Origin of the sequence: Lentzea alba, from assembly GCF_047445655.1 — a bacterium.
GTDB classification, from domain to species: Bacteria; Actinomycetota; Actinomycetes; order Mycobacteriales; family Pseudonocardiaceae; genus Lentzea; species Lentzea alba_A.
The window spans coordinates 167,667-179,573 of sequence record NZ_JAJAEG010000007.1 but is presented as its reverse complement, the minus strand read 5'-3'; the positions used below and the strand labels follow the sequence as shown (position 1 = coordinate 179,573).

The following is an 11,907-nucleotide window of genomic DNA, read 5'->3' as shown; positions in this document are numbered from 1 at the left end:
GGTACCGGCCCGGCTCCGCCATTTTTGAGACGGGAGCGGCGTTTCAACTGGACAGCACCGGGGTAGATGTCACTCGTGAGTGAAGCTGAGGAATCCGACCAGCGCAGACTCGCCCGCAACGTCAACGAGCTGCTCCAGGAACTCCGCGTCGCCCAGGCCGGCGTGCAGATCCTCTTCGGCTTCCTGCTCTCCATCGCCTTCACCGAGAAATACGCCTCCATGGGCGCGTACATCCGCGTGACGCACCTGGTGACGGTTCTGTGCGCCGCCGTCGCCGTCGCGTTCCTCACCGCTCCCGCCGCCTGGCACCGCGTCCTCTTCCGCCAGGGCCGCCGTGAGGACGTGGTCGCCTCGGGCAACACCTTCGCCCTGATCGGTCTGGCCTTCCTGGCCTTCGCGATGACCGGCACGGTCCTCCTGCTGGCCGAGGTCATCCTGGGCGACTGGCCCTCGGTCGTGGTCGGCGTGCTCGCCTTCGCCGTCTTCGCGGGCCTTTGGTTCGTCTGGCCGTTCGCGTCATCCAAGCGTGCTGAGGACCGCGAGCGCCCCTAGCCCCACGGCCACCGGCACCGCAGTGAGCACCGCCTTCTTGGTGGGCCTCGGTTGTTGCAGAAGCACCTGAATCCCCAACGGCACCAACGCCACACACAACCCAACGGTCCCCACGATCGACAACAACTCGGTGCCCTTCAACACCCCGATCGGCAGCAACCCCATTGCCGCCAACGCGATGGCGCGCGTCTTCCCGAGCACTCCGCTCAAGTACGCGGCGATCGCCAGCACGAACCACCCGGCCAGGACCGTGAACGACAGGAAGCTGAACAGGTGCGGCTCCTGGTAGCCGTCCGCCACCAGACGCGTCGCCTCGTCCACCCCGCGACGCCTGGCCGCGTTGAACGCGGCCTGGTCCACGCCGGCGTGAAACACGCGCTCGAACAGCCCGACCGTCACCAGCACGCCGGCCCACGCTGCCCACCCGGGGCGCTTCACCCCGATCCGTTGCACAACGGCTGCCACCGCGGCCCACATGACGACGTTCCCCGCCAAGAACGCCGTGTAGGCCGCCGTCATCAGCCCTGGATGCTCCACCGCCGCCCGCAACTGCTCCGGAAAGAAGAAGTCGAACGGTGCCCGCAACAACGTGCCCGCGAGGAGCAAAACCGGCCCCACCACCAGGGCCGTCCCACCAACCCACCCGTCAGGAAATCGCATGACCGCACGTTGTCACCGCTGCGCGCCCACCGGATCGGCCCGCGGTCCGAGGCCGGGTCTCAAACCACGGTCCGAGACCCTTAAGTGACCTCCCTGCTTTCTCCCTGATTCCTAATCCCGTTCCACGACAACAGCTCTCGTCCTACCTACCGTCATTCCATGAGAGCCGCCGTTCACACGAAGTTCGGCCCACCCGACGTGGTTCAGGTCGTCGAGACCCCCGTGCCCGCCCTCCGCCGGGGCGACGTCCTGATCAAGGTCCACGCCACGACCGTCACCGCAGCCGAAACCGCCATGCGCCGCGGCGAACCGTTGTGGGGCCGCCTGATCCTGGGCCTGCGCCGCCCCCGCCGCCGTCTCCGCACGCTGGGTCTGGAGTTCGCCGGCGTGATCGAGTCCGCTGACACCCGTTTCAAACCGGGCGACGAGGTCTTCGGCTTCACCGGCTTCGCAGTGGGCGCCCACGCCGACTACCTGCGCCTTCCGGCAACCGCCTCGCTGGCGTTGAAGCCGCGCAACCTGACCTTCGCCGAGGCGGCCGCTGCCGTGGACGGCGCAACCACCGCACTGTTCTTCCTGCGCGACAAGGCAAAGCTCCGTCCCGGCCAGCGCGTCCTGATCAACGGCGCCTCCGGCAGCATCGGCACCTACGCCGTGCAGCTGGCCAAGCACCTCGGCGCCACCGTCGTCGGCGTCTGCGGTCCCTCCAACGTCGACCTGGTGAAGTCCCTGGGAGCCGACGAGGTCATCGACTACACGACCCACGACTTCACGACCGACTTCGACTCGTACGACGTCGTCTTCGACACGGTGACCAAGAGCTCGTTCCGCCAGGCGCGCCGCTCGTTGCGTGACGGCGGCAAATACCTCCCCACCACCGGCCTCGCGAACAACCTCCGAGCCCTGTGGACCGCCCTGCGCGGCGGCAAGCGCGTAGTCGTCGGCATGTCGGTGAACAAGCGCACGACCCTGCCCGCCATCAGCTCACTCATCGAGAGCGGCCAACTGCGCGTGGTGATCGACCGCACCTACCCGTTGACGGAAATCGCTGAGGCCCACCGCTACGTCGACGCAGGTCACAAGCGTGGCAACGTGGTCGTCACAGTCACCGGCTGAACTTTTTCCTCGCCGATGTCGATCCGCGCCCGCGCCGTTCGACATGTGTGTGTACGGACGAGGACCCGGTCCGCCAACGGCGAAATTCGGGTGAGACGAACACAGCGATGAGGAACACTCGAGAACCCGATGAGTTCTCTCAGAGCTGCCGGTCTCTACCGGTGTCACGAAGACGTTGACGCCGGCGGCCTTGGCCGCGACGCGACTGCCAGAAACCGAGTGAGGTCCTGACATGCCTGCTGCGATCCAAGACCGCCCGACCGCACAAGCGGGCAAAACACCCCTGGTGGTGCGCCTGCTGGTGCTGGCCACCTTCGTGGTGATCCTCAACGAAACCCTGATGATCAACGCGATCCCGCGCCTGATGGAGTCGATGCAGGTCACCGAGCACGCGGCGCAGTGGGTCTCCACCGCCTTCATGCTCACCATGGCCGCCGTCATCCCGGTGACCGGCTGGTTCCTGCAGCGTGTCAGCACCCGTCACGGCTACGCGATCGCGATGGGCGTCTTCCTGGCAGGAACCGCCATCTGCGCCGCCGCCCCGTCGTTCACGGTCCTGCTGCTGGGCCGGATCGTCCAGGCCGCAGGCACCGCCGTGATGATGCCGCTGCTGATGACCACGTTGATGACCGTCGTGCCCGAACAGGACCGAGGCCGCGTGATGGGCAACGTGACCCTCGCGATCTCGGTGGCCCCCGCCCTAGGCCCGGCCGTCTCCGGCCTGATCCTCCAACTGGGCTCCTGGCGTCTGCTGTTCGTGGCCGTGTTGCCGATCGCGGGAGCCGTCACCTACTTCGGCCTGCGCCAGCTGACCAACATCGGCGAACCCCAGGTCAGCTCCATCGACTGGCTGAGCGCGGCCCTAGCCACCGTGGGCTTCGGAGGCCTGGTCTACGGCCTGAGCCTGTTCGGCGAAGGCAACGTCAAGTTCGGCCCCACCGTCGGCATCGTCATCGCCGGCCTGGCAGCCATCGCGATCTTCGTGACCCGCCAGCTCAAGCTGCAGCGCACCGGCGCCCCGCTGATGGACCTCCGGACCCTCACCCACCGCACCTACGCGCTGGCGTTGGCCCTGATGTGCATCGCCTTCCTGGCGATGATGGGCTCGATGATCCTGCTGCCGCTCTACCTGCAGAACCTGCGCGGCCTGACCCCGTTGCAAACCGGCCTGCTGCTCATGCCGGGCGGCCTGGCCATGGGCCTGCTGGGCCCCACGGTCGGCAAGCTGTACGACCGAATCGGCGGCCGTCCCCTGGTGGTCCCCGGCTCGATCGGCATCGTGCTCTCCCTGGCCGGCTTCACCCAGGTCTCGATGACCATGCCGTACTGGCAGGTCCTGGCCCTGCACGCCCTGCTGATGGTGAGCCTGGCAGCCACCTTCACGCCGATCTTCACCCTGGGCATGGGCGCCCTCCCGCCCCAGATGTACCCGCACGGCAGCTCGATCCTCGGCACCCTGCAACAGGTAGCGGCCGCCCTGGGCACCGCCCTGGTGGTGACCGTGATGTCAGCGCGTTCAAGCGCACTGGTGGCCGACGGCGCCACCACGGCCTCGGCACACCTGGGCGGCATGAAGCTGGCCTTCGTGGTCGCCACCGTCCTGGCCGCGGTGACGATCGTCGTAGCGGCCCTGCTGCCCAGTCGAACCAACGAGCCCGCCCACCACTGACAGCACGTGCGCGGAGGGCCCCGGACATGTCCAGTCCGGGGCCCCGAGTGGCCGCCCATTTGCGCACACCAGCGACGTTTAAGAGTCGGATCAGTCCTTAGGTCGCCGCGCTCTTCCGTTGAGCTACGGCCGCATGATGAAGAGCGGCCAGCAGGATTCGAACCTGCACCTCAGCGAGTCTTGTCCGTACTCGGGCGATCTGGCGTTCGGCGGAAATGCTGAACCTGGAGCGAGAGTCTGAGCTTGATCCCGGCTTGCCTCTACCGATTGGGCTACCCCGGCGCGATGGTGCCGGGAGAGGGATTCGAACCCCCACTTGTGACCGAGTGGTTCAGGCTGACGTTTCAGTTTCAGCTTTCACGCTCCCTTTGGTGGGAGCGCACCCCCGCGCTCCAGCGGGGGAGTCTTTGGACGCTACCGGAACAGGTAGTCGAAGACCACGTCACCAACACGCTGGTCGGTGATCTCCAGGCTGTTGGCTTCCTCCCGCGCGAACTTCACCGCGTGCTGAAGCTTCTCCACCCGGTCAACGAGCTCGTTGACGCGCTTCGCAGGCAGCGCACCGGAGAACTTCACCGTGGTCCAGTACCCCACCGGAATGTCCTCGTAGTACACCTCGACCTGCGCCGGGTGCTTCTCCGTGGCCTCAGCCTTGACGTGGTTGCGCGGCACCTTCTTGGTGCGGATCGTCCGAACCTGCTCAGTGCGCCAGTAGTCAGCGGACTCGTCGAAGTTCCAGTCCTCAGCCGCGTCCAGCAAGGGCAGCTTCTTCACAAAGGTGTGCAAGTCAGTCAGCTGCTTCTCAAGAAAAAGCAGATACGACACAGGCACGTCGCGCAACAACGTCTGCCCGTCGACCACAACATCAGCCTTGGCAACGCAGTTGGCCCAGTCCTTGGTAGCCGTCACGTCAAAGAGCCGACTCATCACCGCGGCAGTCTTCCGAAGCACGTCCTCAGCCTTGACCTGCACGCGAGTGGACTCCGGCGGCAACACCTCGCCGTCCTCGTCCTTGGGCTGGTACGTCCGGGAGATGCCGGCCAACAACGCGGGCTTCTGCAACCCGTGATGAGCGTCGGTGAGGTCCCGAAGCGTGCCCCCTTTGACACTCTTCTCCACCGCGATGATCTGGTTCAGCTTCGTCATGCCGCACCCCCTTGGTCCAGCGCACCCTACTCACCGAAAAGTCATACCTGCACCCGATTTCCACGCCGCCTTCGCCAGCTCCAGGCCGAGCTAAGTGCGGGCCGATCCTGGTCTACTCAGTTCTGAGACCGTTGATCTGCGGATCGAAGCAAACCAGTCCCATCGAGGTCGCGAGCTGTGCTGCGAACGCCGAAGCCTCGTCGGCCATGCTGTACCGCATCGGGAAGTAGATCAGCGGGCCTCTTGCCGCCCTGATGAGCGGACCGGCCGACCAGGGAGAGGTGTCGTCCTCGTCCTCGCTCAACTCGGGCCAACGATCCAGCAGCGCAGCGACGTACTTGGTGATCAGCGGTGTCGGAGCGTGCTTCACGTCGGATTCGACGTAGCGCTCGTACAAGTCATCGAACGTTGTTCGGGCAGTTGCATCGTCTTCGGGACGAGCGCCCTCCCACACGGCAAGGTCGTAGGACATGCCGACAGCCTGACACCGCACCCTGACAAACCGGCAGTTTGTGCGGGTTAAGTGCGGGGAGGTTCGGAGATGCGAAACCCCCAGGCCTGTGACCTGGGGGTTTGGTGGGCCGCCAGGGACTCGAACCCTGAACCCGAAGAGTAAGAGCCTTTGCTTGGCGTTGTTCGTCGATCTTCCTCGACAGTGCTCACTACCTGCACGGATGCGGTCTTGATCTGAGCACTGTGGACGGTCGCTTCTCGACGTCTGTCGTCGTTTTGTGAGGGTAAGGTGTGGTGTCGATCTTGTTGGCTCGACTGACCCGCCTTGGTCTTGACTCCAGGCGCGCTGTCTTCGGTTCTGGCTGGGGGACAACAGCGACTTGTGCCCCATACTTGAAGGGGTTGCTCGGGCGAGCACAGCCGCCACGACTTCGTCAAGCTAGGAGGCTGTTGGTGACGGGTTCGGGAGCCGCCGGGGCAGGTGGGGGTGGTCAGCCAGTTGTGTCTGCGGATGCTGGAAAACGTATCGTACGTAAAGTAGTGAAGTGGGCGTTCTTCACTCTAATCGTGGGTGCGCTGTCAATGATGACCGATTTCCTGGTTCCGTGGATCACGGGCGCATCTGCTGACAATATAGACCTGACTGCACGTGGCGAGCCCCTGCTGATCTCGCTTGCCCTAGTTGTAGGGGGCACTGGCGAGCTGGTCTTCGACCGTAAGAGCAATGGCTTGCCGACGCTGCCTGTTGGAGTGGCGATGGGCTTCTCAATAGTCTTTATCGCAATTGTGTCGATCTGCTACGGCGCCCTCAAGCTTGCGGATGGCCAGCAGGAAAAAATCGTTAAGATGACTGGCGAAACGTCAATTATTGCTGTGGAGCGGATTTCGTCCATATCTTGGATGGCCTTGCTCGCCGCAGTAATAATATCGCTGATGTGTGTAGTTCTGTCGGAAATGGGGTCATGATGGACGTTGCAGACATCATCTCTATCTTCCTTGGTGCTATAAGCGTCGGCGCTGCCACAAATGTGCTCTACGCGGTCTCGGCTCTTCGTCGTCGCCAGAAATCTAGCGAAACCAAAGAGGACGTAGAGTCAGTTGAGGATAGCGAAAAGAAAGTTGCTAGTGACGATGAGGGTCATGACGTAGTTATGCGCGTGACTTCTGAAGGCAAAACTTTCGACGTGTACAGTGCCGCCGTTGCCCTTAGGATGCTTGAAGAGATAGGTCGTTCTAGAGGTCGGGTGGAGGTTGCTAAACCCGGCGAGGACGAGAACCATCCTGGTCCGGCATGAGTGTTTTATAAACCTGTTGTCGGAGAATTAGCCGCTCATGAAGGCTCATAATGATCGGGTGGCCGGTCTGAGGTCCCATTCGGGCCCCGTCCGCACCCTTGCCTAACCGTTATTCGATGGCAAGGCGGCGTAGCCGTCGCGGCAGTCGAGCGCCAGGACCGGCAGTCCGCGGTGATCCTGACGGCGCTCGTAGGGAGCTGCTGGCCGGCATGGCTATGTGTGTGACGGCGCGTCAGTGGGGCAAGGCCGGAGGACGGCGCGTAGCGCCGCCCGGCCGACCGGCGCAGCGAAGCGGATGCCGGGAGCGCCGGGATGGAAGGTGTTCGCCGTACGTGCGAACCGTGCCGCCAGCGGCGGCCTTGATCCTGTAGAGCACAATTCGGCAAGCTGGGCTACCAGTAGATTGCGATCAGCTCAGTATCTATAAAACGTTCTGACTGTAGATTCTTCACAATTGGCGTCTCTGTTTCGGTGGACTTCTCGAACTTGCCTTGGACGTGAAGCCCTTCGTCTTGAGAGACTCCTGACCTCAGTTGAACGGCGTACGCCGGGTCGATCTCAATGTCCAGCTGCGCTGCCAGATGGTCCTCAATCGCGCGGAATGCTCCCCTTCGTGATTCCACAGTTGCATGTGCGTTGATCTGCTCCTCAGACGGCAAGCCTGAACTTGCAAAGAATTCGTCGTCAAGAGATCGTCCGTGATGGTGTGCCAGAAGGGTTGCGTATGTGATGAGCGCTGAGCGCATGCGACGCTGCTTACCCAGTTCTGACCGTTCGGCACCGCTGGTCCTTGCGAGCATGGCACGAAGTGTTCCAGATCCGGCGAAGTCGATCTGTGCGGCGAAATCAGGGGCAACATCTTTGACGACATCGACGACCTTTACTGGCGTCCAATCCTTCTGGATAGAGCTCTTTGAAATGCGCGCAAGAACGCGGTAGGTCGAATGCGAGAATAGAACGCGCCTAACATCTTTCCAGAACAGATTGTGAGCAGCTACCCCCACGACAAATACAGGCCAGGTTTCGGTTTCTGGAGGGAGCTGTTTAGCTATCTCCCGGTGCACCAGATGTTCTTTGTTGGCGATTTCGATGACAACGAAGTCAACAACTTTACCTCTTACCGGCACCAGTCCAACTAGCAGGCGCTCAATAATTTTGGCAAGGCTGGCTGCTTCAGCTACACCATCGACGCTCCCTGGAGGGAAGATCTCTGGGTTGTCCTCGAATATCTCAAGGAATGCCGAGATTATGGCACTTACCTGGAATACAGGGTCGGCCTCCAGTTCTGCTTCTACCTCAATTAGCTCACCTCTTTTGAGCCGTTCAGGGCCAACGATCCATTCGTCGCCAGCCGCACTCTTTGCCAACTCGGCGACTTGGCGGAGGGAACTGACCTGTGGGAGTGAACTCTGACGCTCGTCCGGGCGTATGACGAGGGCCTCGTGCTCGTAAGCATATAGCTCTTTGAAAGTCGACTGCACGAACGCCTTGCGGAGAATCTGTGATGAAGTGGTGTGAGTGTCCTGTTGCTTATTTCGCAGTTCGCCTTTAAGTGCACCAACTGTTGCTACGCCAGCCGCGTATTGTTCGCTTTGTAGGGACAGTGTTTCGGTGTCTGTAAACTCTGTGGCAATGGGGCCTAGCCGCGAGGATATCAAACTGTAAACGCTGACATCGTCAAGGTAGACGAACTCGCGGAGTGGTGCGCCTTCGTACTTCTTGGCTGCCTTGATTCGGCGACGCCTACGCATCCACCCTTGCAGACGCTTAGTTACGTTCATTGTTCTCTCGATCCGCGTACTGGCGGTGCACCCGCCTTTGTCGATGCGCTGCGACTCGCTCAAATCCGGCGTAATAGTCCTCGGTAGATATCGCCTGGCGACGGTCCGTCACTGCAAGGAGAGCTGCTTCACTCCAGATGGCAGATAGCTCTGCGCATGACCATCCCTTTGTGATGCGGGCAATCTCCTTGTGGGGTAGGGGGTCAACGACCTTGAGTTTCCGAGTAGCTACACGCAGGACTGCTTCGCGGTCCTGCTCATTGGGCAGCGAGAAGTTGATCTCCCAGTCGAAACGTCCAGGACGGAGTAGTGCCACGTCGATATCTTCTGGCCTGTTGGTAGCGGCGATGACCACCACATTGCTGTCAGTCGTGAATCCGTCCATAAGTGTGAGTAGCTGTGCTACTACACGCTTGGATGCCTCATGGGCACTTTCCGTCCTTTGCCCGGCAACGCTGTCGATCTCATCAAAAAAGATGATAGATCTATCTGCCCTCGCTGCGTGGTCAAATACCTGGCGTAGAACTTCCTCGCTCTGGCCATACCACTTGCTGAAAATTTCTGGGCCACTGATCTCGTAGAACTGGGCGTCAGCTTCGTTGGCAATAATTCGTGCAAGCATTGTCTTTCCGGTCCCAGGTAGGCCGGTAAATAGCACGCCCTTAATGGCGCGTGCTCCGATGCTTGCAAGTTCGGCGTGGTATTTAAGTGGTGTTTCGACTAGTTCCCGTGCGCGGGCGACGATTTCTTCCATGCCGCCAAAGTCTTCGAAGGTCTCTGGCTGCTCCTTGGGCTTTGTTATAAACTTTTCTATTGCGCTATCATTGACGGCGGGTAAATCGATGAATCTGACAGGCTCTTCGGATAGCACGCGAGTGACGCCGAAGAGCTCCTTTACTTCGACGGTGTTGCCTTCTTCGTATTCGACATCTGGTCGCGTCGGGACGAGCTTCAGGTGTCCGCCGGAGTCAACAATTGTGACGTCATCCCGTCGAAGCCTCACTACGCCCACCCAGACTAGGGATGGCCAGGCGGCTTCCGGGACCTGCTGGTAGAAATCTTGATCAGCCCAAATCTGGAGAACGGCTCCGACGTCGAAGTCGAGGGGAGCTTTGCTGCTGATAGAGCCCGACGTTCCATTTGCGTAGTCGAGGTACGCTATCTGGCGACTCTCCGACATATGCCTGACTCTTGCGAGTATGGCGCCGGCAGCGATGTCGTGATCGTACTCATCTCCAGGAATAGTCAACGGCTAACCCTTCTCCTCTCCGGCTTATTAAGGTCTATTCGTCCTGCTGTGGTTTAACGTTAGCGCAGGGATGTTTTTTCACCCACATGGCCTAGCGTGCGGTTGGAGCGCGATTAAGACCGCCGTACGCTGTGAGCGTGGATGACCCCTCGGAGGCTATACAGCTCGCTGAGACCTTGCTTTCAGCTACGCTGCCGCAGCGTTGGCGGCACACCCTTGGTGTGGTCAAGCGTGCCAGGATAGCTGCGAGAATCCTTGCGCCTGGCGATGGAAACATTCTTGTCTGCGCCGCCGCGCTGCATGATATTGGATATTCTCCTTTGGTTAAGGAAACGGGATTTCATGCGCTTGACGGAGCGGTTTACCTGCGCAATTTAGAGGTCGATAACCGCTTGTGTGGACTAGTTGCACATCATTCATGTGCGTATAGAGAGGCTGAATTGCGTGGTCTTTCTGCGAATCTTGCGGAATGGATGGATGAGGGCACGGAAGTGCGCGACGCTTTGTGGTGGTCAGATATGACCACTACGCCAAGTGGGCAGGTTACGAGCGTGCTCGACCGGATAGATGAGATCGAAAAACGATACGGTCCGGAAGATGTGGTGACATTCTTTGTCAGACAGGCGAAGCGTGAGCTTGTAGATGCTGTGCAGCGGACCGAGGAGCGGCTTGGTGCTGCTGGAGTCACCTACACGGCGAAATAGGGCACTGATCGGTCTGCAAATCCATGTTCGATCCTGAGTCGGATAGAAGGATGGATGTTCAGGGCATTAAGGTCTCTACGGCTGACCCAGTGCACTTCGCTCGACTCGTCGCTCGTACGCCGCTCACCACCAACATGCTGCGCCCGGAAGCAGATCGAGAATTGCTGACGTACCTCGCCGTCGGTGTAAGAGACGACATGGTTGGGGTCGGAGTAGACACCGATGATGTCGGTGGGTTCGACGTCAATGCCGGTCTCTTCCTTGACTTCGCGGATCACGGTGTGACCGATGGTCTCGCCGACGTCCTGTGCTCCGCCGGGGATGGAGTAGAGGTCGTTATCGGTGCGCCGGATCATCAGCAGCCGGCCGTGTTCGTCCTGTACGAACGCGCTCACAGCCACGACGATGTTGGTTGCCTTCGGGGCGTTCGGGTCGTGGTAGTGGTCAGTGCGGGCCACGGTGCGGCTCCTCAGAACGTCGTGCGCTTGGCGGAGGCCCAGACGGTCTCCAGGCTCTCGGAATAGGTCTCGAACAGGTCCCCGGCGGACAGCCGGCGCAGGTGCAGCGCGGGCGCATGGGCGCCGGGGAATCCGTAGACGTGGGTGTTGACGATCATCTCGTCGTCGAAGCGGAAGACCGAGTTGTAGAGCGTGGTCTTGTGTAGCCGGACCTCGATGTTGGGCACGTCGACCAGCGGCCGGACGAACGCCAGCGCGTTGCGGATGCGCGCGGCCACAGTGCCCTTGCCTAGCTGCTCTTCCTCGGATCGTCGGGATGCCTCGCGGCCGGCCGGATCGCCGAACAGGAGTCGGACCTTGGCGCCGTTCGCGGCCTTAGCGCGCAGTTCCTTCGCGAACATTGGCCGCTCCACAAGGAACAGCGCCGCGAGTGACAGGACCTCGATGTGCTCGGTGGCGTCGCTGAGCAGCCGGTCCCACAAGTCCGCAGGGATGTTGTTGCGGTGCGGGTAGACCTTCACGACCTCGGACTCGGCGATCTCGGCCTTGCGTTCCGCGGCTACCGCGTCGGGCCAGAGGTAGTGCTCGGTCTCGCGGACCATTGAGGCGATGGCGTTGCGATGGCGCGGGTACGGGATGCGTCCCCTGGTGATCCAGCGCTCGACGGTCTTCGGGTCTACGCCGGTTGCGCGGGCCACGTGGTCGAGGCTCAAGCCGTTGCGTAGCAACGCTTCGCGTAGGCGGTCGTTGGCCATCTGCCCTCCCGAGGGATGACTAGGGACGACTTCAACGTAACAGAGACGTCCTCAGAAATCCCGCTGTGC

At 61.5% G+C, this 11,907-nt stretch carries 13 protein-coding genes; 6 read left to right on the top strand and 7 right to left on the bottom strand.

Annotation, left to right across the window (positions count from 1 at the left end):
* Nucleotides 1–66: 66 nt before the first annotated feature.
* The gene (locus LFM09_RS13640; protein WP_414096768.1) at nt 67–552 is read left to right on the top strand and encodes a DUF6328 family protein; all 486 of its coding nucleotides are present in this window, start codon (nt 67–69) and stop codon (nt 550–552) included.
* On the opposite strand, the gene LFM09_RS13635 is transcribed toward LFM09_RS13640, so the two are convergent.
* Nucleotides 517–1,212 (bottom strand): hypothetical protein, encoded by a 696-nt coding sequence (locus LFM09_RS13635; RefSeq protein ID WP_414096767.1) that lies wholly within the window; start codon nt 1,210–1,212, stop codon nt 517–519. The two genes, LFM09_RS13640 and LFM09_RS13635, sit on opposite strands and share 36 nt — an antisense overlap.
* A gap of 159 nt (nt 1,213–1,371) precedes the next feature.
* Here LFM09_RS13635 and LFM09_RS13630 point away from each other — a divergent pair, with 159 nt between their 5' ends.
* Together LFM09_RS13630 and LFM09_RS13625 are read left to right on the top strand one after the other, a co-directional pair.
* Nucleotides 1,372–2,328: an NAD(P)-dependent alcohol dehydrogenase gene (locus tag LFM09_RS13630; protein ID WP_414096766.1), complete on the top strand. Its 957-nt coding sequence runs from the start codon at nt 1,372–1,374 to the stop codon at nt 2,326–2,328.
* Between the two features lie 232 nt (nt 2,329–2,560).
* Complete coding sequence (locus LFM09_RS13625) at nt 2,561–3,997, top strand: MDR family MFS transporter (RefSeq protein WP_414096765.1); 1,437 nt, start codon at nt 2,561–2,563, stop codon at nt 3,995–3,997.
* Between the two features lie 414 nt (nt 3,998–4,411).
* On the opposite strand, the gene LFM09_RS13620 is transcribed toward LFM09_RS13625, so the two are convergent.
* Both LFM09_RS13620 and LFM09_RS13615 read right to left on the bottom strand, forming a co-directional pair.
* Nucleotides 4,412–5,143 (bottom strand): hypothetical protein, encoded by a 732-nt coding sequence (locus tag LFM09_RS13620; protein ID WP_414096764.1) that lies wholly within the window; start codon nt 5,141–5,143, stop codon nt 4,412–4,414.
* Between the two features lie 112 nt (nt 5,144–5,255).
* A complete protein-coding gene (locus LFM09_RS13615; RefSeq protein ID WP_414096763.1) occupies nt 5,256–5,540 on the bottom strand; it encodes a hypothetical protein in 285 nt (94 codons plus the stop codon).
* 557 nt (nt 5,541–6,097) lie between these two features.
* On the opposite strand from LFM09_RS13615, the gene LFM09_RS13610 reads away from it, so the two are divergent.
* Together LFM09_RS13610 and LFM09_RS13605 are read left to right on the top strand one after the other, a co-directional pair.
* Nucleotides 6,098–6,562: a hypothetical protein gene (locus LFM09_RS13610; protein WP_414096762.1), complete on the top strand. Its 465-nt coding sequence runs from the start codon at nt 6,098–6,100 to the stop codon at nt 6,560–6,562.
* Nucleotides 6,562–6,891 carry a hypothetical protein gene (locus LFM09_RS13605; RefSeq protein WP_414096761.1) on the top strand — a complete coding sequence of 110 codons (330 nt, stop codon included), beginning with the start codon at nt 6,562–6,564 and terminating at the stop codon, nt 6,889–6,891. Before LFM09_RS13610 ends, LFM09_RS13605 begins: the two co-directional genes overlap by 1 nt.
* A gap of 392 nt (nt 6,892–7,283) precedes the next feature.
* Here the strand turns inward: LFM09_RS13605 and LFM09_RS13600 are convergent, their stop codons facing one another.
* On the bottom strand, nt 7,284–8,672 hold the full coding sequence (locus LFM09_RS13600) for a hypothetical protein (protein WP_414096760.1): 1,389 nt from the start codon (nt 8,670–8,672) through the stop codon (nt 7,284–7,286).
* Nucleotides 8,659–9,921 (bottom strand): ATP-binding protein, encoded by a 1,263-nt coding sequence (locus LFM09_RS13595; protein WP_414096759.1) that lies wholly within the window; start codon nt 9,919–9,921, stop codon nt 8,659–8,661. Before LFM09_RS13595 ends, LFM09_RS13600 begins: the two co-directional genes overlap by 14 nt.
* 137 nt (nt 9,922–10,058) lie before the next feature.
* Between LFM09_RS13595 and LFM09_RS13590 the strand changes: the two genes are divergently transcribed.
* The gene (locus LFM09_RS13590; RefSeq protein ID WP_414096758.1) at nt 10,059–10,625 is read left to right on the top strand and encodes an HD domain-containing protein; all 567 of its coding nucleotides are present in this window, start codon (nt 10,059–10,061) and stop codon (nt 10,623–10,625) included.
* Here the strand turns inward: LFM09_RS13590 and LFM09_RS13585 are convergent.
* Both LFM09_RS13585 and LFM09_RS13580 read right to left on the bottom strand, forming a co-directional pair.
* Entirely contained in the window at nt 10,610–11,083 is a 474-nt protein-coding gene (locus LFM09_RS13585; protein ID WP_414096757.1) for an NUDIX hydrolase, read from the bottom strand. The two genes, LFM09_RS13590 and LFM09_RS13585, sit on opposite strands and share 16 nt — an antisense overlap.
* Before the next feature lie 11 nt (nt 11,084–11,094).
* Entirely contained in the window at nt 11,095–11,838 is a 744-nt protein-coding gene (locus LFM09_RS13580; RefSeq protein ID WP_414096756.1) for a DUF5919 domain-containing protein, read from the bottom strand.
* Nucleotides 11,839–11,907 lie beyond the last annotated feature (69 nt).

Bases quoted from the DNA above. Each gene is read 5' to 3' on its own strand.
- LFM09_RS13640 (WP_414096768.1), top strand. From the start codon at position 67: ATGTCACTCGTGAGTGAAGCTGAGGAATCCGACCAGCGCAGACTCGCC.
- LFM09_RS13635 (WP_414096767.1), bottom strand. From the start codon at position 1,212: ATGCGATTTCCTGACGGGTGGGTTGGTGGGACGGCCCTGGTGGTGGGG.
- LFM09_RS13630 (WP_414096766.1), top strand. From the start codon at position 1,372: ATGAGAGCCGCCGTTCACACGAAGTTCGGCCCACCCGACGTGGTTCAG.
- LFM09_RS13625 (WP_414096765.1), top strand. From the start codon at position 2,561: ATGCCTGCTGCGATCCAAGACCGCCCGACCGCACAAGCGGGCAAAACA.
- LFM09_RS13620 (WP_414096764.1), bottom strand. From the start codon at position 5,143: ATGACGAAGCTGAACCAGATCATCGCGGTGGAGAAGAGTGTCAAAGGG.
- LFM09_RS13605 (WP_414096761.1), top strand. From the start codon at position 6,562: ATGGACGTTGCAGACATCATCTCTATCTTCCTTGGTGCTATAAGCGTC.
- LFM09_RS13600 (WP_414096760.1), bottom strand. From the start codon at position 8,672: ATGAACGTAACTAAGCGTCTGCAAGGGTGGATGCGTAGGCGTCGCCGA.
- LFM09_RS13580 (WP_414096756.1), bottom strand. From the start codon at position 11,838: ATGGCCAACGACCGCCTACGCGAAGCGTTGCTACGCAACGGCTTGAGC.